This is a genomic window from Curtobacterium sp. Leaf261, assembly GCF_001422205.1.
In the GTDB taxonomy this organism is placed as follows: Bacteria; Actinomycetota; Actinomycetes; order Actinomycetales; family Microbacteriaceae; genus Curtobacterium.
The window spans coordinates 219,482-244,950 of record NZ_LMMJ01000001.1; the positions used below are offsets into that span (position 1 = coordinate 219,482).

General features: G+C 69.9%; 26 protein-coding genes. 14 read left to right on the forward strand and 12 right to left on the reverse strand.

The window, feature by feature from the left end; all coding sequences use genetic code 11:
* Window positions 1–155 precede the first annotated feature (155 nt).
* Window positions 156–1,124 (reverse strand): COX15/CtaA family protein, encoded by a 969-nt coding sequence (locus tag ASF23_RS00925; RefSeq protein WP_055947678.1) that lies wholly within the window; start codon window positions 1,122–1,124, stop codon window positions 156–158.
* A gap of 254 nt (window positions 1,125–1,378) precedes the next feature.
* On the opposite strand from ASF23_RS00925, the gene sufB reads away from it, so the two are divergent.
* From sufB to ASF23_RS00950, 5 genes are all read left to right on the forward strand, one after another.
* The gene (gene sufB / locus ASF23_RS00930) at window positions 1,379–2,797 is read left to right on the forward strand and encodes a Fe-S cluster assembly protein SufB (protein WP_055947681.1); all 1,419 of its coding nucleotides are present in this window, start codon (window positions 1,379–1,381) and stop codon (window positions 2,795–2,797) included.
* A 159-nt stretch (window positions 2,798–2,956) separates the two neighbouring features.
* Window positions 2,957–4,153, forward strand: coding sequence for a Fe-S cluster assembly protein SufD (gene sufD, locus ASF23_RS00935; RefSeq protein WP_055949001.1), 1,197 nt, complete (start codon window positions 2,957–2,959; stop codon window positions 4,151–4,153).
* Window positions 4,150–4,479 carry a non-heme iron oxygenase ferredoxin subunit gene (locus tag ASF23_RS00940; RefSeq protein WP_055947683.1) on the forward strand — a complete coding sequence of 110 codons (330 nt, stop codon included), beginning with the start codon at window positions 4,150–4,152 and terminating at the stop codon, window positions 4,477–4,479. The genes sufD and ASF23_RS00940 overlap by 4 nt, the downstream gene beginning before the upstream one ends.
* Before the next feature lie 17 nt (window positions 4,480–4,496).
* The gene (sufC, locus tag ASF23_RS00945; protein ID WP_055947684.1) at window positions 4,497–5,294 is read left to right on the forward strand and encodes a Fe-S cluster assembly ATPase SufC; all 798 of its coding nucleotides are present in this window, start codon (window positions 4,497–4,499) and stop codon (window positions 5,292–5,294) included.
* A 5-nt stretch (window positions 5,295–5,299) separates the two neighbouring features.
* Window positions 5,300–5,629: a metal-sulfur cluster assembly factor gene (locus ASF23_RS00950; RefSeq protein ID WP_055947686.1), complete on the forward strand. Its 330-nt coding sequence runs from the start codon at window positions 5,300–5,302 to the stop codon at window positions 5,627–5,629.
* A 116-nt stretch (window positions 5,630–5,745) separates the two neighbouring features.
* Here the strand turns inward: ASF23_RS00950 and ASF23_RS00955 are convergent, their stop codons facing one another.
* The gene (locus tag ASF23_RS00955) at window positions 5,746–6,348 is read right to left on the reverse strand and encodes a biotin transporter BioY (protein ID WP_055947689.1); all 603 of its coding nucleotides are present in this window, start codon (window positions 6,346–6,348) and stop codon (window positions 5,746–5,748) included.
* Between the two features lie 167 nt (window positions 6,349–6,515).
* Between ASF23_RS00955 and ASF23_RS00960 the strand changes: the two genes are divergently transcribed.
* Window positions 6,516–8,114, forward strand: a complete 1,599-nt coding sequence (locus ASF23_RS00960) for an ABC-F family ATP-binding cassette domain-containing protein (RefSeq protein ID WP_055947692.1) — start codon at window positions 6,516–6,518, stop codon at window positions 8,112–8,114.
* 69 nt (window positions 8,115–8,183) lie between these two features.
* On the opposite strand, the gene ASF23_RS00965 is transcribed toward ASF23_RS00960, so the two are convergent.
* Genes ASF23_RS00965 through ASF23_RS00975 form a run of 3 tightly spaced genes read right to left on the reverse strand, consistent with a single transcriptional unit; the run spans window position 8,184 to window position 10,058 of the window.
* Window positions 8,184–9,176 carry an SURF1 family cytochrome oxidase biogenesis protein gene (locus ASF23_RS00965; protein ID WP_082473673.1) on the reverse strand — a complete coding sequence of 331 codons (993 nt, stop codon included), beginning with the start codon at window positions 9,174–9,176 and terminating at the stop codon, window positions 8,184–8,186.
* Window positions 9,173–9,589 carry a hypothetical protein gene (locus tag ASF23_RS19045; protein ID WP_442854993.1) on the reverse strand — a complete coding sequence of 139 codons (417 nt, stop codon included), beginning with the start codon at window positions 9,587–9,589 and terminating at the stop codon, window positions 9,173–9,175. Before ASF23_RS19045 ends, ASF23_RS00965 begins: the two co-directional genes overlap by 4 nt.
* 46 nt (window positions 9,590–9,635) lie before the next feature.
* Window positions 9,636–10,058 carry a DUF3099 domain-containing protein gene (locus tag ASF23_RS00975; RefSeq protein ID WP_055947696.1) on the reverse strand — a complete coding sequence of 141 codons (423 nt, stop codon included), beginning with the start codon at window positions 10,056–10,058 and terminating at the stop codon, window positions 9,636–9,638.
* Window positions 10,059–10,192: 134 nt separating this feature from the next.
* Here ASF23_RS00975 and fabG point away from each other — a divergent pair, with 134 nt between their 5' ends.
* Window positions 10,193–10,906, forward strand: a complete 714-nt coding sequence (gene fabG / locus ASF23_RS00980) for a 3-oxoacyl-ACP reductase FabG (protein ID WP_055947699.1) — start codon at window positions 10,193–10,195, stop codon at window positions 10,904–10,906.
* Here the strand turns inward: fabG and serB are convergent.
* Window positions 10,903–11,568 (reverse strand): phosphoserine phosphatase SerB, encoded by a 666-nt coding sequence (gene serB, locus ASF23_RS00985; RefSeq protein ID WP_055947702.1) that lies wholly within the window; start codon window positions 11,566–11,568, stop codon window positions 10,903–10,905. The two genes, fabG and serB, sit on opposite strands and share 4 nt — an antisense overlap.
* A 184-nt stretch (window positions 11,569–11,752) precedes the next feature.
* Window positions 11,753–12,994, reverse strand: coding sequence for a glucose-1-phosphate adenylyltransferase (locus ASF23_RS00990; protein WP_055947705.1), 1,242 nt, complete (start codon window positions 12,992–12,994; stop codon window positions 11,753–11,755).
* A 46-nt stretch (window positions 12,995–13,040) separates the two neighbouring features.
* Here ASF23_RS00990 and glgA point away from each other — a divergent pair, with 46 nt between their 5' ends.
* From glgA to ASF23_RS01005, 3 genes are all read left to right on the forward strand, one after another.
* Window positions 13,041–14,237, forward strand: coding sequence for a glycogen synthase (glgA, locus tag ASF23_RS00995; RefSeq protein ID WP_055947708.1), 1,197 nt, complete (start codon window positions 13,041–13,043; stop codon window positions 14,235–14,237).
* 176 nt (window positions 14,238–14,413) lie between these two features.
* A complete protein-coding gene (locus ASF23_RS01000) occupies window positions 14,414–15,196 on the forward strand; it encodes an ABC transporter ATP-binding protein (RefSeq protein WP_055947712.1) in 783 nt (260 codons plus the stop codon).
* Window positions 15,197–15,330: 134 nt separating this feature from the next.
* Window positions 15,331–15,579, forward strand: a complete 249-nt coding sequence (locus ASF23_RS01005; RefSeq protein WP_055947715.1) for a type B 50S ribosomal protein L31 — start codon at window positions 15,331–15,333, stop codon at window positions 15,577–15,579.
* Between the two features lie 168 nt (window positions 15,580–15,747).
* Here the strand turns inward: ASF23_RS01005 and ASF23_RS01010 are convergent, their stop codons facing one another.
* On the reverse strand, window positions 15,748–16,446 hold the full coding sequence (locus ASF23_RS01010) for a 3'-5' exonuclease (protein ID WP_055949006.1): 699 nt from the start codon (window positions 16,444–16,446) through the stop codon (window positions 15,748–15,750).
* Between the two features lie 293 nt (window positions 16,447–16,739).
* Window positions 16,740–18,491, reverse strand: a complete 1,752-nt coding sequence (treS, locus tag ASF23_RS01015) for a maltose alpha-D-glucosyltransferase (RefSeq protein WP_055947719.1) — start codon at window positions 18,489–18,491, stop codon at window positions 16,740–16,742.
* A gap of 207 nt (window positions 18,492–18,698) precedes the next feature.
* On the opposite strand from treS, the gene ASF23_RS01020 reads away from it, so the two are divergent.
* Together ASF23_RS01020 and ASF23_RS01025 are read left to right on the forward strand one after the other, a co-directional pair.
* Window positions 18,699–19,625, forward strand: coding sequence for an alpha/beta fold hydrolase (locus ASF23_RS01020; protein WP_055949008.1), 927 nt, complete (start codon window positions 18,699–18,701; stop codon window positions 19,623–19,625).
* On the forward strand, window positions 19,622–20,722 hold the full coding sequence (locus ASF23_RS01025) for a glycosyltransferase family 4 protein (RefSeq protein WP_055947720.1): 1,101 nt from the start codon (window positions 19,622–19,624) through the stop codon (window positions 20,720–20,722). Before ASF23_RS01020 ends, ASF23_RS01025 begins: the two co-directional genes overlap by 4 nt.
* Before the next feature lie 88 nt (window positions 20,723–20,810).
* Here ASF23_RS01025 and ASF23_RS01030 read toward each other — a convergent pair whose 3' ends face one another.
* The 3 genes from ASF23_RS01030 to ASF23_RS01040 form a co-directional block, all read right to left on the reverse strand.
* Entirely contained in the window at window positions 20,811–21,647 is an 837-nt protein-coding gene (locus tag ASF23_RS01030; RefSeq protein WP_055947723.1) for a hypothetical protein, read from the reverse strand.
* 143 nt (window positions 21,648–21,790) lie between these two features.
* Entirely contained in the window at window positions 21,791–22,447 is a 657-nt protein-coding gene (locus ASF23_RS01035) for a histidine phosphatase family protein (protein ID WP_055949011.1), read from the reverse strand.
* A gap of 128 nt (window positions 22,448–22,575) precedes the next feature.
* Entirely contained in the window at window positions 22,576–23,493 is a 918-nt protein-coding gene (locus ASF23_RS01040) for a Sir2 family NAD-dependent protein deacetylase (protein WP_082473674.1), read from the reverse strand.
* A 73-nt stretch (window positions 23,494–23,566) separates the two neighbouring features.
* On the opposite strand from ASF23_RS01040, the gene ASF23_RS01045 reads away from it, so the two are divergent.
* Window positions 23,567–24,379 carry a TrmH family RNA methyltransferase gene (locus ASF23_RS01045; RefSeq protein WP_055947726.1) on the forward strand — a complete coding sequence of 271 codons (813 nt, stop codon included), beginning with the start codon at window positions 23,567–23,569 and terminating at the stop codon, window positions 24,377–24,379.
* A 179-nt stretch (window positions 24,380–24,558) separates the two neighbouring features.
* A complete protein-coding gene (locus tag ASF23_RS01050; RefSeq protein ID WP_235510761.1) occupies window positions 24,559–25,434 on the forward strand; it encodes an Abi family protein in 876 nt (291 codons plus the stop codon).
* The last annotated feature ends 35 nt before the right edge of the window (window positions 25,435–25,469 follow it).

The following is a 25,469-nucleotide window of genomic DNA, read 5'->3' on the forward strand; positions in this document are numbered from 1 at the left end:
GTGAGACGGAGCCGACCCGTGCCTCCCAGCCGGACTGGAGGCCCGAGAGTCGTCCGCCGCGCCACCCCCGCGAGCGGATGGCGGGGTCCGGCGCCCACCCCGGTGGCGCACCGCTCGAGAGTCGGGCCGGGTCTCGCGTCAGGCGGCGTCCGGGATCAGGCCGGCAGGCGCAGCTCGTCCGGTCCGGCGCTCTTCCGCGTGGAGAGCACGGTCGCGGTCATCGCGCCGACGAGGAGGCCCGCGAGCACCATGTGCGTGCCGACCAGCCCGACCGGCAGACCCGTGCGCGCCTGGGTGAGGCCGACGGCGATCTGCAGGAACTCGACGACGAGGAGCGCGAGGGCCCAGCGGCTCGAGAGCCGCAGGCGCACCGCTGCGACGACGAGCACCAGGGTGAGTGCGAACGTGGCGTAGGCGGGGTAGGAGTGCAGGTGCTCCATCACCACGGGCGCGAAGCCGGTGCGGTGCAAGCGCCCGCCGTCGACCGCCGCGTCGGCGCCGGCGTGCGGTCCCGACCCGGTCGTCAGGATGCCCATCACGACGGTGAGGCCCACCACGACGGCCGTCACGCGGACGATCGTGCGGTACCACGTCGGCACGAGCAGGGCGTTGGTGCGTGGGCCGTTCAGGCTCCGGTAGACGAGGGTGGTGGCGACGGCCACGAGGACCGAGGACACGACGAAGTGCAGTCCGACGACGTACGGGTTCAGGTTCGTCAGCACGCTCATGCCGCCGATCACGGCCTGCACCGGGATGCTCACACCCTGCGCGAACGCGAGCCAGAACAACTCCGGACGTGCCCGTCGCATCCTGACGACGGCGAGGAACATCGCGATCGCGACGACGACGAGGACGAACGTCAGCAGTCGGTTGCCGAACTCGATGATGCCGTGGACGCCCATCTCCGGCGTCGTGGTGAGGGATCCGGCCGTGCACTCCGGCCAGGTCGGGCACCCGAGCCCGGACGCGGTGAGCCGGACGAGCCCGCCGGTGCCGATGAGCACGACCTCCACCACGAAGGACGCCCAGGCGAGGACGACCACGCGCTTGTCGACACGGCGGGGGAGCGCCCACCACGCGGCGGTGCGGGTCTCTGGGGCCGAGGGGATGCCGACACGTGTCACGGAGGTGGTGCCTTCCTGTTGTTCCCGGTGCTGAGCCTGTAGACTCTGGTGGTTCAGCAGGCGTTCGATTCTACGGTCCGGTCTGCTCCGAAACCGCCGTGATCGGCCGACGCAGCCCGATCGACCTGCCACCATGGAGACGTCGTCGCGAGCACCTTCCGGTACGGAATGGTGCCGGACGGCCACCGGTTGCAGCAGGTGGGTGACTCCGGTCGCCCCCAGCACCGCCACACCGACAGAGATTGAGAGAGACCATGTCTGACGTGCTCATCGACCGTCCGGAACTCGAAGGCCTCGGCCAGTACGAGTTCGGGTGGTCCGACTCTGACGTCGCCGGCGCCTCCGCCCGCCGCGGGATCTCCACCGAGGTCGTGTCGGACATCTCCGCGCTCAAGAACGAGCCGGAGTGGATGCTCAAGAACCGGCTCAAGGGCCTGTCGCTCTTCGACCGGAAGCCGATGCCGACCTGGGGCGCGGACCTCACCGGGATCGACTTCGACAACATCAAGTACTTCGTGCGCTCCACCGAGAAGCAGGCGCAGTCGTGGGAGGACCTCCCCGCCGACATCCGTGAGACCTACGAGAAGCTCGGGATCCCGGAGGCCGAGCGCCAGCGCCTCGTCGCCGGTGTCGCCGCCCAGTACGAGTCCGAGGTCGTGTACCACCAGATCCGTGAGGACCTGGAGCAGCAGGGTGTGATCTTCATGGACACCGACACCGCCCTGCGCGAGCACCCCGAGCTCTTCCAGGAGTACTTCGGCACCGTGATCCCGGCCGGCGACAACAAGTTCGCCGCGCTCAACACGGCCGTCTGGTCCGGCGGGTCGTTCGTCTACGTGCCGAAGGGCGTGCACGTCGAGATCCCGCTGCAGGCGTACTTCCGGATCAACACCGAGAACATGGGCCAGTTCGAGCGCACGCTGATCATCGCCGACGAAGATTCCTACGTGCACTACATCGAGGGCTGCACGGCCCCGATCTACAAGTCGGACTCGCTGCACTCCGCCGTGGTCGAGATCATCGTCAAGAAGAACGCCCGCGTCCGGTACACGACGATCCAGAACTGGTCGAACAACGTCTACAACCTCGTCACCAAGCGTGCGATCGCGCACGAGGGGGCGACGATGGAGTGGATCGACGGCAACATCGGGTCCAAGGTCACCATGAAGTACCCGTCGATCTACCTCGCGGGGGAGCACGCCAAGGGCGAGACCCTGTCCGTCGCGTTCGCCGGCCCCGGCCAGCACCAGGACGCCGGCGCGAAGATGATCCACATGGCGCCCTACACCACGTCGTCGATCGTCTCGAAGTCGATCGCGCGCGGCGGTGGCCGCGCCGGGTACCGCGGCGAGGTCCGCGTCGACCCGGGAGCGCACCACGCGGCGAACACCGTCCGGTGCGACGCCCTGCTCGTCGACACCGTCTCGCGGAGCGACACGTACCCGGCGATCGACATCCGCGTCGACGACGTCCAGCTGGGGCACGAGGCGACGGTCTCCCGCGTCAGCGAGGAGCAGTTGTTCTACCTGATGTCCCGCGGGCTCGCTGAAGACGAAGCGATGGCCATGATCGTCCGCGGGTTCATCGAGCCGATCGCCCGCGAACTCCCGATGGAGTACGCACTCGAACTCAACAAGCTCATCGAGATGAGCATGGAAGGATCTGTCGGCTAGATGAGCGCCAGCACCCCGAACCCCACCGAGCTCCAGGGCACCGACCTGCACGACACCGAGGAGTCCTTCACGGGACAGGTGTCCGATGCGCCGCAGGACACCCCCGAGGCACCCGGCAACGACCGACTCGGAGCGAGCCGCACGGGCACCGAACGGCAGATGGGCACCGAGCAGCACGGCGCCCGCGCGCACTCGGACGGTGGCTGGGACACCTCGACCGGTCCGAAGGTCCCAGTGCAGACGCGGTCCGCCCGTTTCGCCTCCACCGACGTCGCGGCGTTCGCCCCGGTGACCGGTCGCGAGGTCAACTGGAAGTTCGCGCCGCTCCCGAAGCTGCAGCCACTCCTCGACGGTGACCTCGACGGTGCCGCCTACCCGTTCCTCGCCCGTGAATCGGGCGGTGCGTCGGTCGAGTGGGTGCGGAGCGACGACGAGCGTGTCGGCAGTGCCGGTCTGCCCGAGGACCGCGCCTCCGCAGCGGCGTGGGCAGCCAGGGACGCCGTCCTCGCGATCACCGTCGCGGGCGACGAGCCGGGGCACCTCACGGTCACGCGCTCCGACATGGGCACGCAGCCCCGGGCAGCGCACACCGTGATCACGGCCGAGCCGAACAGCACCGGCATCGTCATCATCAACAGCACGGGGTCGGCGCTCCTCAGCGAGAACGTCGAGATCGTCGCGAAGCAGGGCTCGCGCCTCACCGTGGTCTCCGTCCAGGACTGGGACGACGACGCCGTGCACATCGGCACCCACTTCGCCGAGGTCGGACGCGACGCCTTCCTCAAGCACGTCGTCGTGTCGCTCGGTGGTTCGGTCATCCGGGTCAACCCGTCGACCCGCCTCGGGGCACAGGGCGGCGACACCGAGATGTACGGCGTGTACTTCGCCGACGCCGGGCAGTACATCGAGCAGCAGGTGTACGTCAACCACGACGCCCCGAACACCCGCAGCCGCGTCAACTACAAGGGTGCGCTCCAGGGCCAGGGTGCACACACGGTGTGGATCGGGGACGTCCTGATCGGTCGCCCCGCCGCCGGCACCGACAGCTACGAGCAGAACCGCAACCTGGTCCTGTCCGAGGGCACCCGCGCAGACAGCATCCCGAACCTGGAGATCGAGACCGGTGACATCACCGGTGCCGGACACGCGAGCGCGACCGGACGGTTCGACGACGAGCACCTCTTCTACCTGCAGTCCCGCGGGATCCCGGAGGACGAGGCCCGCCGCCTCGTCGTCCTCGGCTTCCTCGTCGAGGTCATCCAGAAGATCGGCGACCCCGAGCTCGAGGAGCGTCTCGTCGGCGCCATCGAGCAGGAGCTCGCCGGGGGCCGCACCGCGCACGGGGACCTCGCCTGATGGCCACCCGCGTGTGTGCCGAGTCGGAGATCGCCGTCGACAGCCCCCTGCGGGTGGTCGTCGACGACGTCGCCATCGCCATCGTGAAGGACTCGGCCGGCACGGTGCACGCCATCGGCGACACCTGCACGCACGGCGACATCTCGCTCGCCGAGGGCTTCGTCGAGGACGGCACGCTCGAGTGCTGGGCACACGGCTCGCGGTTCGAGCTCACCACCGGCAAGCCCCTCACCCTGCCCGCGTACGAACCCGTCCCGGTGTTCCGCGTCCAGATCGACAACGGCGAGGTCTACGTGGACACCCACGACGTCCTCGCCAGCAACTAGCAGTCAGAAGGAATCGAATGTCCACTCTCGAAATCAAGGACCTCAAGGTCTCGATCGACACCGATCAGGGCAAGAAGGAGATCCTCCGCGGTGTCGACCTCACCATCAACGAGGGCGAGATCCACGCGATCATGGGGCCGAACGGCTCCGGCAAGTCCACCCTGGCGTACACGATCGCCGGCCACCCCCGCTACAACGTCGACGGTGGCCAGATCCTGCTCGACGGCGAGGACGTCCTCGCGATGAGCGTCGACCAGCGCGCGCGTGCCGGCATGTTCCTCGCGATGCAGTACCCGGTCGAGATCCCGGGTGTCACGGTCTCGAACTTCCTGCGGACCGCCAAGACCGCGATCGACGGCGAGGCTCCGGCGCTCCGCAAGTGGGTCACCGACCTCCGCAAATCGATGTCCGACCTCAAGATGGACAGCGCGTTCGCCGAGCGCAACGTCAACGAGGGCTTCTCCGGTGGCGAGAAGAAGCGCCACGAGATCATGCAGCTCGAGCTGCTCAAGCCGAAGTTCGCCGTGCTCGACGAGACCGACTCCGGGCTCGACGTCGACGCGCTCAAGATCGTGTCCGAGGGCGTCAACCGCGCGCACGACTCGACGAACCTCGGCGTCCTCCTCATCACGCACTACACGCGCATCCTCCGCTACATCACGCCGGACTTCGTCCACGTGTTCGTCGCGGGCAAGGTCGCGGAGCAGGGCGGGCCCGAGCTGGCCGAGCGTCTCGAGAACGAGGGCTACGACCGCTACGTGACCGCTTCCGCCGACGCGGACACGCAGGCCGCCGCTGCCGCAGAGGCGCGCTGACCACGATGATCACGACACTGGCCGACACGAAGTTCGACGAGGTCGCCGAGGCGCTGAAGGAGGTCTCCGACCCGGAGCTGGGCGTCAACATCGTCGACCTCGGCCTGGTCTACGACCTCGCCTGGGACGACGAGGCAGACGCGCTCGTCATCAGCATGACGCTGACGAGCGCGGGCTGCCCGCTCACCGACGTCATCGAGGGCGACACGGCGAACGCGCTCGACGGCGTGGTCGACGCCTTCCGGATCAACTGGGTGTGGATGCCGCCGTGGGGTCCTGACCGGATCACCGACGACGGCCGCGAGATGATGCGGGCACTCGGCTTCTCGATCTGACGCGAGACCCGCTCCGCGTGTCACGTCCTCGACGTGCCCCGTGACGGACTGGAGGCCCGGTACCAGCTGGTACCGGGCCTCCAGTCCGTTCTGTGGTCGCGACGCGACCTGCGATCTCAGCGACGGCGGCCGAGCGCCTTCCACGCGAGGGGCAGGACCCCGGCTGCGATGAGCGCCTTGGCGATGCCACCGACGACGAACGGCCAGAGGCCGAAGCCGAGCACCGTGCCGATGTCGTGCGGAGCACCGAGCTGGGCCAACACGACCGCGAGGTACGGGATACCGGTGACGAAGGGGATCGCACTCGCAAGGGTGAACGCGAGCGCGGCACGGACGAACCTGCGGTCCCAGTCGCGGCGGGCGAGCCAGCCGACGACCGCTGCCGCGGGGACGAACCCGATGACGTACCCGAAGCTGGGGATCGTGAGCGCGTGCAGCCCACCCGTCATGTCCGCGAAGAACGGCGCGCCGGCGAGCCCGGCGACCATGTAGACGAGCATCGCGAGCGTGCCGCGGCCGGCTCCGAGCGTGGCGCCGGCCAGCACGACGGCGAGCGTCTGCCCGGTGATCGGGACCGGCCACATCGGCACCTCGAGCTGCGCCATGGCAGCGGTGAACAGGGCACCGCCCGCCACGAGGGCGGCGTCGGTGGCGATCCCGCGCGAGCGGATCCGGTCCGCGAGGACGGTACGGACGGCGCCGTTGGCGGCATTCGTCATGAAGTCTCCTACAATGGGTCGGTGGTCGAATCCGGGCCGCGCGTGCCGTTCGTGCTGAACAGCCGATCGCAGTGCTGCGCTGCGAGTCCGGATCGTGTTGCCATCCTATTGGCCGCCTGCATGCACACACCGTTGTGACCACCCCACCAACTGATTGGACATTCGCTGTGCTTGCCGTGCACGACCTCGAGATCCGCGTCGGAGCTCGCCTGCTGATGCAGGACGTGTCGTTCCGTGTCGACAAGGGCGACAAGATCGGTCTGGTCGGGCGCAACGGCGCCGGCAAGACCACCCTGACCAAGTCCCTCGCGGGCGATCAGCCACCCTCGGGCGGCAAGATCGAGAGCAACGGGGAGATCGGGTACCTGCCGCAGGACCCCCGATCCGGGAACCCCGAGGACACTGCGCGCAAGCGCATCCTCGACGCCCGTGGTCTCGGTGAGATCGTCGAGAACATCCGGAAGGCCACCGTCGACATGGGGTCGTCCGACCCCGCCGTCGCCGAGAAGGCGATGAACCGGTACGCACGGCTCGACGACCAGTTCAACGCGCTCGGCGGCTACTCCGCCGAGGCCGAGGCAGCGTCGATCGCGTCGAACCTCAAGCTCCCGGACCGCATCCTCGACCAGCAGCTCAAGACGCTCTCGGGCGGTCAGCGTCGCCGGATCGAACTCGCGCGCATCCTGTTCTCCGAGGCGGACACGATGATCCTCGACGAGCCGACGAACCACCTCGATGCGGACTCGGTCGTGTGGCTCCGCGAGTACCTCAAGACGTACCCGGGCGGCGTGATCGTGATCTCCCACGACGTCGAACTCGTCGACGAGGTCGTCAACCGCGTCTTCTACCTCGACGCGAACCGGCAGGCGATCGACATCTACAACATGGGCTGGAAGCACTACCAGCGCCAGCGTGTCGCGGACGAGGAGCGCCGTCGCAAGGAGCGCTCGACCGCCGAGAAGAAGGCCGGTGAGCTGCAGAAGCAGGCCGCGCGCTTCGGTGCGAAGGCCACGAAGGCCGCAGCAGCGCACCAGATGGTCGCGCGCGCCGAGAAGCTCCTCGCCGGACTCGACGAGGTGCGCGAAGTCGACCGCGTGGCCAAGCTGCGCTTCCCGACACCCGTGTCGTGCGGTCGTACGCCCCTCATGGCCGAGGGGCTGTCGAAGTCCTACGGGTCACTCGAGATCTTCGCCGGGGTCGACCTGGCCATCGACCGGGGTTCCCGCGTCGTCATCCTCGGCTTCAACGGTGCCGGCAAGACGACGCTCCTCCGGATCCTCGCGGGAGCAGACGCGCCCGACACGGGCGAGATCCTGCCTGGTCACGGGCTGCGGATCGGCTACTACGCGCAGGAGCACGAGAACATCGACGTCAACCGATCGGTGCTCGAGAACATGGTGTCGGCGTCGCCGAACCTGACCGAGACCGAGGCGCGGCGTGTCCTCGGCTCGTTCCTCTTCACGGGCGACGACGGCTACAAGCCCGCCGGGGTGCTCTCCGGCGGGGAGAAGACCCGACTGTCGCTCGCGATGATCGTGGTCTCGGGGGCGAACGTGCTCCTGCTCGACGAGCCCACGAACAACCTGGACCCCGCGTCGCGCGAGGAGATCCTCGGCGCGTTGGCCGGCTACGAGGGTGCGGTCGTCCTGGTGTCGCACGACGCGGGTGCTGTCGAGGCGCTCAACCCCGAGCGTGTCCTGCTCCTGCCGGACGGCACGGAGGACCACTGGAACAAGGACTACGCCGAGCTCATCGAACTGGCGTAGACGAACTGCGCGGTCTGCAGGGCGCGCCGCGCAGGAACCGAGCGGACTGCGGGGCGCGTCCCGCCGCGCTCAGCGCCGCTCGAGCAGTTCATCCTCGATGTCGGCGTCGGTCTTGGGACGGGCATCGCGTCGTCGCTGCCGTTCGAGCGCGCGCTCGCGTTCCTCCGGGTCGTCCTGGTTCAGGTTCCGGTACTCCTGGACCATCAGGTACGCGAGGAACCCGAACCCCCCGGCGGCGAACATGAACCACTGGATGAAGTAGCTGAGGTGGAGTCCGGTGTCCGCCGAGGGTCGGTCCCATCCGAGCGGGGCTGCCTCGGTCGGGGCGGGACTCTCGCTGGCGAGCTGCCCGTAGGCGCCTGACCAGATCGGCGTGTCGACCTTGCCGGCGACGTCGGAGAGCGTGACCGACTGGATCTCGTCGGTGTGCTCGGGGTCGGACCGGCCGGGGATGTGCGGTTCGTCGCCCTGCAGACGGACGATCACGGTCACCTGGCCCTTCGGGGGAGCCGGCACGTGGTCCGGGTAGTCCTGCGCGTTGCCGGTCGGTACCCACCCTCGATCGACGACGAACGCCCGACCGGACGAGGTGACGAGGGGTGTCAGGACCTCGAAGCCCGGCTGGCCGTTGTGCACGCGGTTCCGGACCAGGAGCTGGTCGTCGACGTCGTAGTGCCCGGTCATCGTCACGCGGAGCCAGGTCTGGGACGCATCGAACGAGCGCGGGCCGGGGAGTGCGGTGTCGAGCGGCACCGGGGAGTGGTCGTAGTTCGCGGCGATCTGGTCGTTCTCGCGCACCGCCTCGTTGCGGCGGTCCCACTGCCACAGGCCGAAGAACGCGCAGAGGATCGCGAACCCGATCGCGATCGCGACGTAGCCGAGCCAGCGCCTGCCGATCACGAACCGCCATCCGACGAACGGGTCGCCGGGTCCGCGGTCGCCAGTCGCATCGGGCGTGACGGTCGCCGGGGACGCATCACGGGCCTCCCGGTCGAGCCGTCGGAGTCGCTCTGCGCCCTTCCGGCCGTACCGGGCGGCCGGGTCGAAGTCGCGCTCCGTCACGACGCGCCGTCGGTGTGGCCCTGCACCTCGGCCCGCGTGGCATCGGTCCGGGACGCCTCGGCACGCGTGGCATCGGTCCGGGACGCCTCGGCTCGGAACCCGTCGGCTGGAGCGGTGTCGACGCGCACGGAGTCCGACGCCCGACCGTAGGTGAGCCGGGAACCGGACGGGTCGTCGAGGCGGTCGACGTCTTCGTGGATGTCCGTCACCGTCACGGGGAAGGAGCGAGACCGGAGGTAGTCGGCGAGGAAGCCGCGATGCTCGTCGCAGGCCGCCCAGACCTTGACCCGGTCGGCGGCGTGGATCCTGGGGTTGCGCCAGTTGATGCGGAAGTGCGCGGTCTCTCGGCAACCGGCTCGCGAGCACACCGGTGCGACGGGGTCCGTGCTCAGGAGGTCGAACGTCGCACCCATCAGCGGCGTCCGGCCTGTGGCAACGTCGCGGTCCGGGCTCCCGCCATCAGTGGTGCCCCGCCCTGGCCGCGCGACGCGCACCCGCACGGGCGACACGATCGCGTTCGGCGGCTTCTGCCTCGGCGTGCGCCTGCTCGGACCGACGACGCTGGTCGTCGCGGTAGCGCTGCTCGCGCTCCTGTTCCTGCTGTTCGCGATCGACGACGGGGTCGGATCCGTACCGCATGAGCTGGCCACCCGGCTCGACGAGGTCCGAGCCGCGTCGGTTGCCCGCGTTCGCGACGACGACGGCGACCCACGGGATCACGCCCGCGAGGACGAGCGGGACGACGCTCCAGACGTTGTGCAGGAGGACGGCGCCGATGAAGCACGCCACGCGCACGGACATGGTGAACACGTACCGCTTGAGCCGGTACTGACGGTCCTGCGTCGGGGACGCGGGAAGTGTCGTGATGCTCTTGGTCTTCATTCCACTCGGATCTGTCGTTCGCCCGTGTCAAGACTAACTCGAACCACCGACGCTAGGCTCGTCTGGGCCGTTCCGAACCGTCGTGTTCCGAGATCGTGCCGGAAGACGTCCCGCATCCGATCGGAGCCCACCACATGTCCACACCTCGCACCGTCCTCGTCACCGGCGGCAACCGCGGCATCGGTCACGCGATCGCCGCCGAGTTCGTGGCGGCCGGACACCGGGTCGCCGTGACGTCGCGGAGTGGCTCGGGCGGGCCGGACGGCGCGCTCACGGTGCAGGCCGACGTCACCGACGCCGCGAGCGTCGACGCCGCGTTCACCGAGATCGAGGCGCAGCTCGGCCCGGTCGAGGTGCTCGTCGCGAACGCCGGCATCACCAAGGACACGCTGCTGCTGCGCATGTCGGAGGAGGACTTCACCGGGGTCGTCGACACCAACCTCACCGGGACGTTCCGGGTCGTCAAGCGTGCTTCGAAGGGCATGATCAAGGCGCGCTTCGGGCGTGTCGTGCTGATCTCGAGCGTCGTCGGCACCCTCGGGTCCGCCGGGCAGATCAACTACGCGTCCTCGAAGGCCGCACTGATCGGCTTCGCACGGTCGCTGACGCGCGAGCTCGGGAGCCGCGGACTGACGGCCAACGTGGTCACTCCCGGGTTCATCGAGACCGAGATGACGGCGGTGCTCTCCGAGGAGACGAAGGCGGACTACAAGAAGCAGATCCCGGCCGCGCGGTACGGCAGCGCACACGAGGTCGCCGCCGCCGTGATGTTCCTGGCCTCCGACGACGCGGGGTACATCTCCGGCGCGATCGTGCCCGTCGACGGCGGCGTCGGGATGGGCAACTAGGCTCCGGCGCGGCCGAGGCGCTCCCGGAGCGACAGCCCCAGGCACGCCAGCACCGGGGCGAGGTCACGCCGGTCGACCACCAGGTCGGCTGTGGCCCTGACCTTCGGTTTGGCGTCGAACGCCACCGAGAGCGCCGCCTCGCGCATCATCTCGAGGTCGTTCGCGCCGTCGCCGATCGCGATGGTGTGGAGCGAGGAGACACCGTCCTCGACGGCCCACTCGCGGAGTGCGGCGGCCTTGGCATGGGCGTCCACGACGGGCCCGAGCACGCGGCCGGTCAGCGCGCCGTCGAGGATCTCGAGACGGTTCGCCCGGCAGTGGTCGAGACCGAGTTCGGCGGCGAAGGGGTCGAGCACCTCGTGGAAGCCGCCGGACACGACGCCGACCGTGCCGCCGATCGAGTGCACACCGTCGACCAGTGCGGCTGCGCCCGTCGTGAGCCGGACCGCACTCTGGACGGTCCGGAACGTGGCGGCGGAGACTCCGGCGAGCGTCGCGACACGCTGTCGGAGCGAGTCCACGAAGTCGATGTCACCGTGCATCGCCCGCTCGGTGACCCTGGCGACCTCCTCGCGGGTCCCCGCCGCGTCCGCGAGCAGCTCGATCACCTCGTCCTCGAGCAGCGTGGAGTCGGCATCGAGGACGACGAGGAAGCGTGGCACGCGACCAGGCTACTGGCCGGCGCCACGGGGCCGGCGCCGGGTGACGCCGCGTTGCGGACTGGAGGCGCGCCCAGCGTCACCCGCGTCGGCAACGCGGGTCGTCCCTCCAGTCCGCAGCCGTGTCGACGGTCCGGCGGACCGGGCTCGGCACGTCGTGCCGAGCGCAGTCTGGCGGACCAGCGGGTCAGGCGTCGACGCGGACGCCCTTGCCGACGACGGTGATCCCGGAATCGGTGACGGTGAAGCCGCGGGCGATGTCGGCCTCGCGGTCGACCCCGACGCGGGCACCCGCCGCGATGACGACGTCCTTGTCGAGGATCGCCCGGTTCACGACCGAGTTGGGCCCGACGTGCGCGCGCTCGAACACCACGGAGTCGGTGACCCGCGCCCCGGACTCGATCGTGCACCACGGTCCGACGACGCTCCGTTCCAGGTGCGCTCCGGAGAGGAGACACCCGAGGGACACGAGCGAGTCGATCGTGGTGCCGGTGTCGCCCGTGGCGTCACGCACGAACTTGGCCGGCGGCGAGTTGATCTGCTGCGTGAAGATCGGCCAGTCGACGTTGTAGAGGTTGAAGATCGGGAGCGCCGAGATGAGGTCCTGGTGGGCCTCGTAGAACGAGTCGATCGTCCCGACGTCACGCCAGTAGTACTTGTCGCGGTCGGTGGAACCCGGGACCTCGTTGCGGTTCAGGTCGTAGACGCCGGCGTCACCGCGGTTCACGAAGTCCGGGATGATGTCGCCGCCCATGTCGTGGTTCGACGACTCGACCTGTCCGTCACGGAGCACCGCGTCGATGAGGGCGTCAGCGTTGAAGACGTAGTTGCCCATCGACGCGAGGACCTCGTGGGGGGAGTCCGGCAGGCCGGTGGCGTCCTTCGGCTTCTCGAGGAAGGCCTCGATGCGCGTGGGGTCGTCGTCGTCGACCTTGATGACGCCGAACTGGTCGGCGAGGGAGATCGGCTGCCGGATCGCCGCGACGGTGGCACTCCGGCCGGACGCGATGTGCGCGTCGACCATCTGGGAGAAGTCCATCCGGTAGACGTGGTCGGCGCCGACCACGACGACGATGTCGGGTCGCTCGTCGCGGAGCAGGTTGAGACTCTGCAGGATCGCGTCGGCCGAACCGGCGAACCAGCGCTTGCCGAGTCGCTGCTGCGCCGGGACCGACGCGACGTAGGAGCCGAGCAGCCCCTCCATGCGCCAGGTCTGCGACACGTGGCGGTCGAGGCTGTGGGACTTGTACTGCGTGAGCACCACGATCCGGCTGAGGCCGGAGTTCACGAGGTTGCTCAGAGCGAAGTCGACGAGGCGGAAGTTCCCGCCGAAGGGCACGGCGGGCTTGGCGCGGTCGGCGGTCAGCGGCATGAGGCGCTTCCCTTCGCCCCCTGCGAGGACGATGCCGAATATCTTCTTCGATGGCATGCACCAACAGTAGGCGTCCGCGCCGGGTTCCCGTTACGTTGTACCGGTGCGAGTCGATCTGCTGACGAAGGAGTTCCCCCCGGAGATCTACGGGGGTGCGGGTGTCCACGTGGCCGAACTGACCGCGGCGCTCCGCTCCGGCACCGACACGGACGTGCGCGTCCGGGCGTTCGGCGCCGACCGCGCGGAGCCCGGTGTCGACTCCTACCGGGCACCCGCGGGCCTCGAGCACGCGAACGGTGCCGTCGCGACGCTCGCGACCGACGTCCAGATGGTCCCGGACATCGAGGGCACGGACATCGTGCACTCGCACACCTGGTACGCGAACGCCGCCGGTCGCCTCGCCCAGATCACCTACGACGTCCCGCACGTCGTCACCGCGCACAGCCTCGAGCCGCTCCGCCCCTGGAAGGCCGAGCAGCTCGGTGGGGGCTACCGGCTCTCGAGCTGGATCGAGCGTGAGGCGTTCGAACACGCCGACGCCGTGGTCGCGGTGTCGAAGGGCATGGCGCGGGACATCCAGCGCTCCTACCCGTCGATCACCGACGACCGTATGCACGTCGTGTACAACGGCATCGACCTCGACGCGTGGCAGCGGACCGTCGACCCGGACGTCGTCCGCGAGCTGGGCATCGACCCGGACCGCCCCACCGTCGTGTTCGTCGGCCGGATCACCCGGCAGAAGGGGCTGCCCTACCTGCTCCGCGCGCTCGACACGCTGCCCGCGGACGTGCAGGTCGTGCTGTGCGCCGGTGCCCCGGACACGCCGGAGATCATGTCCGAGGTCACCGCACTCGTCGAGGACCTCCGCACCCGCCGTTCGGGCGTCGTCTGGATCGACCGGATGCTCGGCCACGACGAGATCGTCCGGGTGCTCTCGGCCGCGACGGTGTTCGTGTGCCCGTCGGTGTACGAGCCGCTCGGGATCGTCAACCTCGAGGCCATGGCGTGCGGACTGCCGGTCGTCGGCACCGACACCGGGGGCATCCCCGAGGTCGTCGCGGACGGGCTCACGGGGCGCATCGTCCCGATCGAGCAGGTGCAGGACGGCACCGGCACGCCCGTCGACCCGGAGAAGTTCGTGGCGGACCTCGGCGCGACCCTCCGCGAGGTGCTGGCGGACCCGGCGCTCGCGTCGCTCATGGGGCGCGCCGGCCGCATGCGGGTCGAGTCCGAGTTCACCTGGGCCGCGATCGCGACCGAGACCCGCGCGGTCTACGACGCGGTGCTCGCCGGCCGCTGAGCCACGCTCCGGCGCAGGCCTGACCATCGGACTGGCGCAGGCCTGACCACCGGACTGGCGCAGGCCTGAGCACCGGACTGGAGGCGCGGTGCGCGCCCGCCACGTGCGTTCCGGTCCCCGCTCTCGGGTGCGCATGTCGGGCCTCCAGTCCGGGACGGTTCGCGTAGGCTGGCGACATGCCCTTGGTAGTGCGCTTGGAAGACGTGTCGGTCGTTCGGAACGGGGTCTCGATCCTCGACGAGGTCTCCTGGCAGGTGCAGGACGCCGAACGCTGGGTCGTGCTCGGTGCCAACGGCGCCGGCAAGACCACGCTGCTCCAGGTCGCCGGGGCACAGACCTTCCCGACGTCCGGCAAGGTCGACGTGCTGGGCGTCGAGCTCGGTGACGCCGACCTGTTCGACCTCCGACCGCGGATCGGTTTCGCCTCGACGGCCCTCGCGCGCCGCATCCCGGTCACCGAGAAGGTGCTCGACGTCGTGCTCACCGCCGCCTACGCCGTCACCGGACGGTGGAACGAGGAGTACGACGACATCGACGTGCGCCGGGCGCAGCGGGTGCTCGAGGAGTGGGGCCTCGGCGCGTTCAGCGACCGGACGTTCGGCGAGCTGAGCGACGGCGAGCAGAAGCGCGTCCAGATCGCTCGTGCCGTGATGACCGACCCGGAGATCCTGTTCCTCGACGAGCCCGCCGCGTCGCTCGACCTCGGCGCCCGCGAGAGCCTCGTACGCACCCTCGGTGGGTACGCATCGAGCGAGGACGCGCCGGCGATCGTCGTGGTGACGCACCACGTCGAGGAGATCCCGACCGGGTTCACCCACGCGCTCATCCTGTCCGACGGCACCGTCCACTCGGCGGGGCCGATCGGCGAGGTCGTCACGAGCGAGGTCCTGTCCGAGGCGTTCGGCCTCGAGCTCGTCGTCACCGAGGACAGCGGGCGGTTCTCCGCTCGGGCCGCCTGACACACCCGCTTCCGCAACTGGGGTTTGCCCGCTCGTTCTGGTAACGTAGACGGCTGGCGCACGCCGTAGTTTTCTGCGCTCTGGTCTCCGGAGCGTTCTCCGATCCACCGCATCGACCATCACGAGGAATTCCCATGAAGACCGCAACCCACCCCGAGTACAACGCCATCGTGTTCCGCGACCTGGCCTCCGGTGAGACCTTCCTGACGCGCTCGACCGCGACCAGCGACAAGACCATCGAGCTCGACGGTGCGACCTACCCGGTCATCGACGTCGAGATCTCCAGCGCATCGCACCCGTTCTACACGGGCAAGCAGCGCATCCTCGACTCCGCCGGTCGCGTCGAGAAGTTCAACAACCGGTACAAGGGCTTCAGCAAGTAACTTGCGGGACGAGAACGGGCGACCTCCCTCGGGAGGCCGCCCGTTCTTCATGTCGGGGACATGTCGCGCGTGCCCATGTCGACCGGTTGAGAAGTGCGTATCTGTCGAGTGCCGGACCCGACCCGACAGATAGGCACTTCTCGACCGCCGCGCGGGGAAGCAGTGCCGTCAGGCGTCGTTGCGGTGCGGCCAGCGCCCGTCGGCCGTGAACTGCGGGTTCTTCGCCCGGCGCATGTACTCCTGGAACGACGTCGCCTGGTCCGAGCACCAGCCGACCTGCAGGCGATGGAGCTCCTCGGCGCTGATGCCGAGCTGATCCGGGAACTTGCCGGCGATGGCCTGGGCGACCCGCCCCGCGGCGATCGCGTCGGCGCCGGCATCGTGCGCGTCGGTGAGTGCGACACCGTAGAGCTCCGACGCGGCCTCGAGCGTCCGCTTGCCCTTGCGATACGTGTCCACGGCCTTGTCGATCACGAGCGGGTCGATGATGTTCCCGATGACAGGGGATGCGAGGCCGTGTCGCTTCGCCTCGCGGTCGAGGACCGTCAGGTCGTACGGTGCGTTGTAGATCACCAGGGGGACGCCGCGTGCGAAGACCGCCTCGACCGCCGCGATGACCTCTGCCACGACCTCGCCTGCCGGTCGACCCTCGGCCTGTGCCCGCTCCGTGGTGATCCCGTGCACCGCGGCGGCCTGCTCCGGGATGGGCACGCCGGGGTCGGCGATCCACTCGCCGTGCGCGATGCTCGCACCCGTCATGTCGATCAGGCCGACGTGCGCGCTGACGATCCTGGCGGTCTCGACGTCGATCCCCGTGGTCTCGAGGTCGAACACGCCGAGCGCATGCCACCACGGGCGATCGGTCAGGCGCTGACCGGGGACGTCGGGAGCGGGTGCGGTGCCGATGGGGGAGCTGGTCACCCCGGCAGGCTACCGGGGACCGGCGACATACCGGACGCGACGTGCGCGGACCTGGTGATCCGTGCCTCCCGTCCGCGCACGCGGGGCCGAGACGGCACAGACGAGACCCCCCGGCTGTCGAGAGGTCGCATGTGCGACCCCTCGACCACGCCGCCCAGCCGAGCGGGACCCTGCCGAGCGGGACCCTGCCGATCGCGACCCGGCCACCCTGCCCGGACGACCCGCCCCGGCCGTCGGCGTCAGGCCGACGGCGCAGCCGGGACGCTCGCCGCCGTGACCTCGGGCGTCCGTCGACGGCCCACGTGCAGCCAGTAGAACGCCTGCGTCCCGAGCGTCAGCGTGACCGCCCCGTCCTCGTCGAAGGACGGGAACTCACCACCGCCGAACAGGTCGAAGAGCGGCCGCCCGGCGTACTGCGGCGCGCTGATCGTGACGGAGGTCGGGTTGTGCGCGAACGAGAACACGCAGACGATGTCCTCGGCGGAGTCACCGAACTGGGTCCCGGATCCCTCGTACGACCGCGCGAAGGACAGCACGGCGTCGTTGGAGGCGTCGAGCACCTGCAGCGAGCCGAGCCCGAACGTCGGGTGGGCCTTCCGGACGTGGATGACGTTCCGCACCCAGTGCAGCAGGGAGCGGGACTGGGCGAGCTGCGACTCGACGTTGACGAGGTTGTAGTTGTAGACGAGGGACTGCACGACGGGCAGGTAGAGCTTGCCCGGGTCCGCGGTCGAGAACCCGGCGTTCCGGTCGGGCGTCCACTGCATCGGTGTGCGCGAGGAGTCACGGTCCGGCAGCCAGATGTTGTCACCCATGCCGATCTCGTCCCCGTAGTACAGGAACGGCGAGCCGCCGAGCGAGAACAGCAGCGCGTGCACGAGCTCGAGCTCGGCGCGGGAGTTGTCGAGCAGCGGTGCGAGTCGACGCCGGATGCCGATGTTCGAGCGCATCCGCGGGTCGTACGCGTACCAGCCGTACATCGCCTGCCGGTACTCCTCGGACACCATCTCGAGCGTCAGCTCGTCGTGGTTGCGGAGGAACACACCCCAGGCGGCAGACGCCGGGACCTCGGTGGTCTCGGACATGATCCGCTTCAGCTCGCCGGCGTTCTGCGCGCGCAGGGAGTAGTAGATGCGGGGCATGACCGGGAAGTCGAACGCCATGTGGCACTCGGGCTCGTCGTCGGTGCCGAAGAACGCCGCGGTCTCGCGGGGCCACTGGTTCGCCTCGGCGATCAGGACGCGCCCCGGGTACTCCTCGTCGACCAGGGCGCGCAGGGTCTTCACGAACTCGTGGGTCGCCGGCTCACCCTCGCCGTTGCCCTCCTCGGTCTCGAAGAGGTACGGGATCGCGTCGAGCCGCAGCCCGTCGACACCCATGTCGAGCCAGTGCCGGACGACCTCGAAGATGGCCTCCTGCACGGCCGGGTTCTCGAAGTTCAGGTCGGGCTGGTGCGAGAAGAACCGGTGGAAGAAGAACTGCCGCCGCACCGGGTCGAACGTCCAGTTCGACTCCTCGGTGTCGACGAAGATGATCCGGATGTTCGAGTACTCCTCGTCGGTGTCCCGCCAGACGTAGAAGTCGCCGTAGGGCCCGTCCGGGTCCTCGCGGGACTGCTGGAACCAGTCGTGCTGGTCCGAGGTGTGGTTGATCACCATGTCGATGACGATGCGCATGTTCCGCTCGTGCGCCTTCGTCACGAGGTCACGGAACTCGTCGAGTGTCCCGAACTCGGGGAGGATCCCCTTGTAGTCCGAGATGTCGTACCCGCCGTCACGGAGCGGTGACGTGAAGAACGGCGGGAGCCAGAGGGCGTCCACGCCGAGCCACTGCAGGTAGTCGAGGCGCTGGATGAGTCCGGAGAGGTCACCCGTTCCGTCGCCGTTCGAGTCCGCGAACGACCGGATCATGCACTCGTAGAAGACCGATCGCTTGTACCAGAGGGGATCGAGTGTCAGGCCGGGCGTCTGGATGGGTGCAGTGAAGGTCACCGTGCTCCTCGGGGCTCGCGTCGCGGAGGCGGACCGGCAGTGGTCCGAGAGGACCAGCGTAGGCCGACGTGACGGGCGATGTCCGCCGACGAGCCGGTGGGCGGGTCCGTCCGGCCCGCGACCCGCGACCGGCGTCGCTCGCGGCGACACGGACTGGAGGCACGGCGCGGCACCGCCCCGCCGCCCCCGATCCGTAGACTGACCGGGATGCGCGCCCCGATCGTCTCCCCGTATGCAGCCCTCGTCGCCCGGACGCCGGTGGAGCACCACTCCGTGGCCGTCGACGGTCGCACGACCCACTACTGGGTCTACGGCCCGACCGACGCGGGGACCACGATCCTCGCGGTGCACGGGTTCCGGGGCGACCACCACGGGCTCGAGTCGGTCGCGGTGCAGTTCGACGACGTGCGGACGATCGTCCCCGACCTGCCGGGGTTCGGCATCTCCGACCCGCTGCCGACGTCGGACCTCGACGCCTACGTCCGGTGGCTGCACGGGTTCCATGCAGCGCTCGGCCTCGATCGGACGGCCGTCGTGCTCGGGCACTCGTTCGGCAGCATCGTCACGGCTGCGACCGTCGCGGATGGGCTCGACACCGTCCGGCTCGTCCTCGTCAACCCGATCGCGGCACCGGCGCTCAAGGGTCCCCGAGCGATCGGGACCGGCGTGGCGATCGCCTACTACCGGCTCGGGGCGTGGCTCCCGAAGGCGCTCGGGCTCGGGCTGCTCCGCAACCGTGGCATCGTCCGGGCGATGAGCCTCGCGATGCTCAAGTCCCGGGAGCCGCGACTCCGCCGATGGGTGCACGACCAGCACGATCGGTACTTCTCCGCCTTCGCGAACCGCCGGGTCGTGCTCGAGGCCTTCCGCGCCTCGGTCACACACGACGTCTCCGAGTTCGCCGACCGGATCACCGTCCCGGTCCTCATGATCGCCGCGGAGCGTGACGACATCACCGCCGTCCCGGAACAGCGGTCCCTCGCCGCGCGTCTGATGGCGAACGGCACCGAAACGACGCTCGTCGTGATCCCCGGGGTGGGGCACCTGGTGCACTACGAGACGCCGGCCGCCGCGGCGGACGCGATCCGTGCCTCCAGTCCGTTCCGCGACGCGACCGGGGGAGCGGACTCGTGACCGGACGGCTCCGGATCGGCATCGACTGCCGGTACCTGCGGATCGAGAGGCACGACGGCATCAGCCGGTTCACGGCGTCGATCGTGGAACACCTCCCGCGCCGGCACGACTACGTGCTGCTCGTGAGCGATGACCGCCAGCGTGTCTGGCTGCCGGACGACCTCCCGGTCGAGCGGATCTCGGCACCCACGAGTGCCCTCGAGCCGTTCGTCGCCCGGCAGGTGAACCGACTCGACCTCGACGCGGTGTTCTCGCCGATGCAGACGATGGGTGCGCGTGGCCGGCACTACGCCCTCGTGCTGACGCTGCACGACCTCATCTACTACCGCAACCGCACGCCCCCGCGGGACCTCGCGTGGCCGATCCGGCTCGGCTGGCGGGCGTTCCACCTGGCGTGGTTCCCGCAGCGCGCGCTGTTGAACGGGGCCGACGGCGTCGTCACGGTGAGCGAGACCACGCGGGCGCTCATCGCCGAGCACCACCTGACCAGGCGGCCGGTGACGGTGGCGTACAACGCGTCGACGCCCGTGGAGCCCCGTGACCCGGACGGAGGACGCGACCGCACGCTCGTGTACATGGGGTCGTTCATGCCGTACAAGAACGTCGAGACGCTCGTGCGGGCGATCCCCCTGCTGCGTGACGGCACCGGCGCCGACTGGACGCTGCACTGCATGTCGCGCGTGTCGGAGGCCGACCGCGCACGCCTGACCGCACTCGCCCCGGTCGGTGCGGTCGTGTTCCACGACGGCGCCTCGGACGAGGAGTACCAGGCCGTCCTCCGGCGCGCCACCGCGCTCGTCACCGCGTCGCACGACGAGGGGTTCGGCATCCCGCTCGTCGAGGCGATGGGCGTCGGCACGCCGGTCGCGGTGAGCGACATCCCGATCTTCCGCGAGATCGGCGGCGACGTCGCGGAGTACTTCGATCCGTCCTCACCGGCGGCCGTGGCTGCGGCGGTCCACCGACTGGAGGCCCGGTGGCCGTCCGCCAGCCGGGCGTCGGTCCCCGAGGCGCGCCGGTTCGACTGGGCCGACTCCGCCGAACGGGTCCTCGAGGCGGTCGAGGCCGCCGTCGCAGCGCGTCGGCGACAACGCTGACGGCTGTCGTCACGGTGCTTCTCCGACAGCGCTGAGGGCTGTCGTCGCGGTGCTTCACCGACAGCGCTGAGGGCTGTCGGAGGCGTGGTCAGGCGCCCGCGCGGGTGACCTCGACCGCTGCATCCGGGAGCGCCGCGTGCACCGCGTTGGTGACGTCGTTCGTGACCGTCGCGAGCTGTTCGTCGCCGGCGGTGGTCGTGACCTCGACACGCTGGTGCGCCGCGGTGTCCTCGATCGAGCCCTTCTCCGGCACCTGCCACGAGACCGTCACGGCGTCCACCCCGCCCATGGCCGCGAGCTGCTGGCCGACCGCGAGTCGCTGCGTGGAGAGCGCGTCATCGCGGGACACCCCGACGCGGAGGTCCCCGAACTGCGCCTCGGCGAGCACCTGCACCCCCTGACCGGACTCGGTGCCGGCCGCCGCGCTGAGCGAGCGGACGAGGGCAGCCTGGTCCTGGTCGGCCATCCCGGTGTCGGCGCGTACGAGCGCGATGACGTCGTACCCCGTGAAGATCTCGGTCTGTCGTTGGTCGAGGTCCTCGGCCGTGTCGACACCCGGCAGCGCGGTCGCACGGTCCTCGAAGCGTTGGAGCGCGGCCCCCGGCTGCGGGAAGAGGCCGCCGATGCCGTTCTGCACCGACTGCAGCGTCAGCGACAGCGTGGTCACGACGACGATCGCCGCGACGACGACGATGCCGAACGTCAGGAGCACGTTCCGCCAGACCTGCCGTGCGGTCCGCGGTGCGACGACGTGGGGGTCGAGCCCGAACTCACGGTCGAGGGCCTCGTCCTCGTCCATCGGCTCGTCGTCGTCAGCGGGCCGGACGCCATCCGCCGGACCCGATCGGTCCACCGGCGCCGCGTCGAACCCGAGTGATCGCAGGTCGGCCTCGTCGGCCCGATCGGATCGCTCTTCCCGCACCATGCACCCCGCCCCAGTTCCCCGTCGCGACGCGCCGGTGGCTCGACGCTAGACCGCCCGGACCCGCCGCGCATCACCCTTCGGGAGGAGTGTGTCCGAACCGCAACACCCCGCGGTGCGGGACACCGTCGACGGCCCCGGGACCGTCACTCCCCGTCGGGGTCGTGGCCGCCGCGTTCGAGGGGGTTCTGGTACGCGAACTCGTACCGGCCGGGTGCCTCGGAAGAGTCCTCGATCGGGTCGTCGAAGCGCACCAGTTCCGAGGTGAACCGCTCCGGGTCCCAGCGGAAGGAGTGCACGGACCCGTTGCGGATCGGCGTGGTGTGTGACTCCGCCGTGCCCGGAGACAGCTCGTTCACCACCGAGCGGATGACCGCGCCGTGGGTGGCGACGACGACGCTCCCGCCGTCGAACCGCACCGCGATCGCCCCCAGGGTCTCGAGGGCTCGGGCGACCACGGCCTTCCGCGACTCTCGCCCGGGGATGACGTCGTCCGGGAACGTCGCACGGATGTCCTGGTCCGTCAGGCCCTCGGCATCGCCGTACGCCCGCTCAACGAGTCCGTCGTCCGTGGTCGGCGCCGGGAGACCGAGCCGCGCGGCGATGATCGCCCCCGTCTCGAGCGCCCGCGACAACGGCGAGGCGACCACGGCGTCGAACGACCTGCGCGCGAGCAGCTCGGCGGTGTCGGAGGCCTGCCGCCGACCGGTGTCGTTGAGCGGCACGTCCGTCGAGCCCTGGATGCGTCGCTGCCGGTTCCAGTCCGTCTCGCCGTGCCGGACGAGGTACAGGAGGGTCGTCATGCGCACCATCCTCGCAGGCCGTGCGCCGGTCCGTGGGCGCTGCACCGTGCCTCCAGTCCGCTCGCCCTGCGGATCTCCGCTCGTCCTGCAGCTCAGGGTCGTCCTGCAGCTCAGGGTCGTCCTGCAGCTCAGGGGACGAGGCGCTCCGCGAGCGTCACGAGGGTCTCGGTCGTCCCGGCGTGCAGCGTCAGCGCGGCGCGACGATCGCTCCGGGTCGCCCCGCGGTTCACGATCGCGACGGGCTTCTTCCGGCGCGCAGCGTGGTCCACGAGCCGGACGCCCGAGTTCACCACGAGCGAGGACCCCACGACGAGCAGCGCGTCGGCACCGGCGACGATCGAGACGGCCTCACGGAACTTCTCCGCCGGGACGAACTCGCCGAAGAACACGACGTCGGGCTTCAGCATCCCGCCGCACACCGAGCAGGACGGGACGACGAACCGCTCGACGTCCGCGACCTCGACGTCGCCGTCCGGAGCCAGCGTGACGGACCCCGGCTCGTCCACCCAGGCGTTCTCGCGGTCCAGGGTCTGCTCGAGGTCAGCACGGGAGAAGGCCTGACCGCAGTCCAGGCAGACCACGCGGTCCATCGAGCCGTGGATCTCGACGACGCGCCGGGATCCGGACCGGAGGTGCAGGCCGTCGACGTTCTGGGTGACGACGCCGCTCACGACGCCGGCGTCCTCGAGTGTGGCGAGTGCCCGGTGCCCGGCGTTCGGTGCCGCTGCCGAGAACGTCCGCCATCCGAGGTGGCTCCCGGCCCAGTAGCGCTGGCGTTTCGCCGGGTCGGAGCGGAACTCCTGGAAGGTCATCGGGGTCCGCGGGACGGATCCGGCGCCGCGGTAGTCCGGGATCCCCGAGTCGGTGCTGAGCCCGGCACCGGAGAGCACGGCGACCCGCTTGCCACGGAGGAGGTCGACGAGGGCGCCCAGGTCGGTGACGTTGCCCGGTGCCGCGCCGTCCTGCTGGCCCGCGCCGTCCTGCTGGCCCGCGCCGTCCTGCTGGCCCGCGCCGTCCTGCTGGCCATCTGCGCTCACGGTGTCCATCGCTTCCACGCTACCCTCAACAGCCGGGCACCCGACGCCCTTCCCGCACCCCTCGCGTCAGGAGACACCACCCGTGGAGATCGTCCGCATCGACACCCTCGACGACCCACGGCTCGCCGACTACGCGAAGCTCACCGACGTGGCGCTGCGTCGGGTCACCGAGCCCGAGGGCGGCCTCTACATCGCCGAGTCGAACACCGTCATCGAGCGCGCCGTCGCCGCCGGACACGTCCCGCGGAGCATCCTCGTGCAGGAGAAGTGGGTGTCGTCGGTCCTGCCGCTCGTGGCAGAGCACCCGGGTCCGGTGTTCGTCGGTCCGGACGCGCTCATGGAGGAGCTGACGGGGTTCCACATGCACCGGGGGGCCCTCGCCGCGATGCACCGCCCGGAGCTGCCGAGCGTGGCGTCCGTCGTCGAGGGTGCGCGGCTCGTCGTCGTCCTCGAGGACATCGTCGACCACACCAACGTCGGCGCCGTGTTCCGGTCGGTCGCGGGGCTCGGTGCGGACGCGGTGCTCGTCTCCCCGCGCTGCGCGGACCCGCTGTACCGCCGGAGCGTCCGCGTCAGCATGGGCACCGTCCTGCAGGTCCCGTGGACCCGGATCGGGCCGTGGGACACCGCCGCAGCCGAGCTCCGGGCGCTCGGGTTCCACCTGGCGGCCATGGCGCTGACCGACGAGTCGGTCGCGCTCGACGAGTTCGCCGCGGCGGTACCCGAGCGCGTCGCGCTCGTGATGGGGACGGAGGGCCAGGGGCTCAGCCGGGAGGCCGTGGTCGCCGCCGACACGGTCGTCCGGATCCCGATGCACCACGGTGTCGACTCGCTGAACGTCGCCGCCGCGAGTGCCGTGGGCCTCTGGGCGGTCGGGCACGCGCAGCGCGCCTGACCCTCCGGGCAACCTTGCCAGCGCTCGTGACGCGATTTCCGCTGCGGAGGCCGGATCCGCTACCGTGATGGTGATCGACCCCCTCCCAAGCCTCTCCCGGAAGCTCAAATGGGAGGGGCCTTCTTCGTTTTCGGGGGGACTGCATTGCTGTGGACCACAGGATGAAGCCGAGCTTGTCCGTGTCGGAACAGATCGCGCTGCTCGCCAGCAGAGGGCTGATCGTCGATGACGTTCCGGTGGCGCGTGACTTCCTCAGGGTGAACAACTACTACCGGTTTTCCGGGTACGCGCGGCCGTTCCAGAACGCGCCACATCTCGGTGACGACAGCTTCCGCCTCGGCACGACCTTTCATCAGGTGAGCGATGTGTACGACGCTGACGACAGACTTCGGTCGTCGCTCGTCCAGTCCCTCACGAGGGTCGAGCTGATGTTGCGGACGCACTTCGCCCGCGTGGTCGCAGATGACCACGGTCCGTACCGCAGCTTCCTCGAGCAGCGTTTCTACACGGACGTGGGGCCCGGCGAACCCACCGCTGCGGGGTGCGTCCGCGACGTGCTGCGGAGCAGGGACCGTCACATCCTCCGCCATCGCGACCTGGACGCGGGCGCAGCCGGCCTGGCGCGGCTCCCGGTCTGGTCGGCGGTCGAGGCATGGTCGTTCGGGACGCTGTCGAAAGCGATCGAGCGTGGCGCGGGAGGGACCTTGGCGGATGACGTCGCGGCAAGTGCCGGGGTCGCCAAGGCTGGGTTCGCGTCCCGGATCCGCACCCTGGTCTACCTGCGGAACCGATGTGCTCACCACGGCCGTCTCTGGCACCATTCGGTACTCGATGCCGGACCGACGCCCAACAACGTCCGGAGCAAGGCGAAGCGTTCGGTGGGGCAGTTCGAACCGCGTTCTGTGATCGATGTCGTCGCCTCGCTGGACGACTTCGTGGTCCGGAGCGGCGCAGGCTCCGCGGTACTCGGAGCGATCGTCGAGCGGCACGCGCAGGGCACGCTGTTCTGGGACGGGCTCGTCCGGCCACAGGGTTCTCGAGACCACACGGCCTGACGACCGGACGGCTCCACCATCACGCGGGCGAGCCT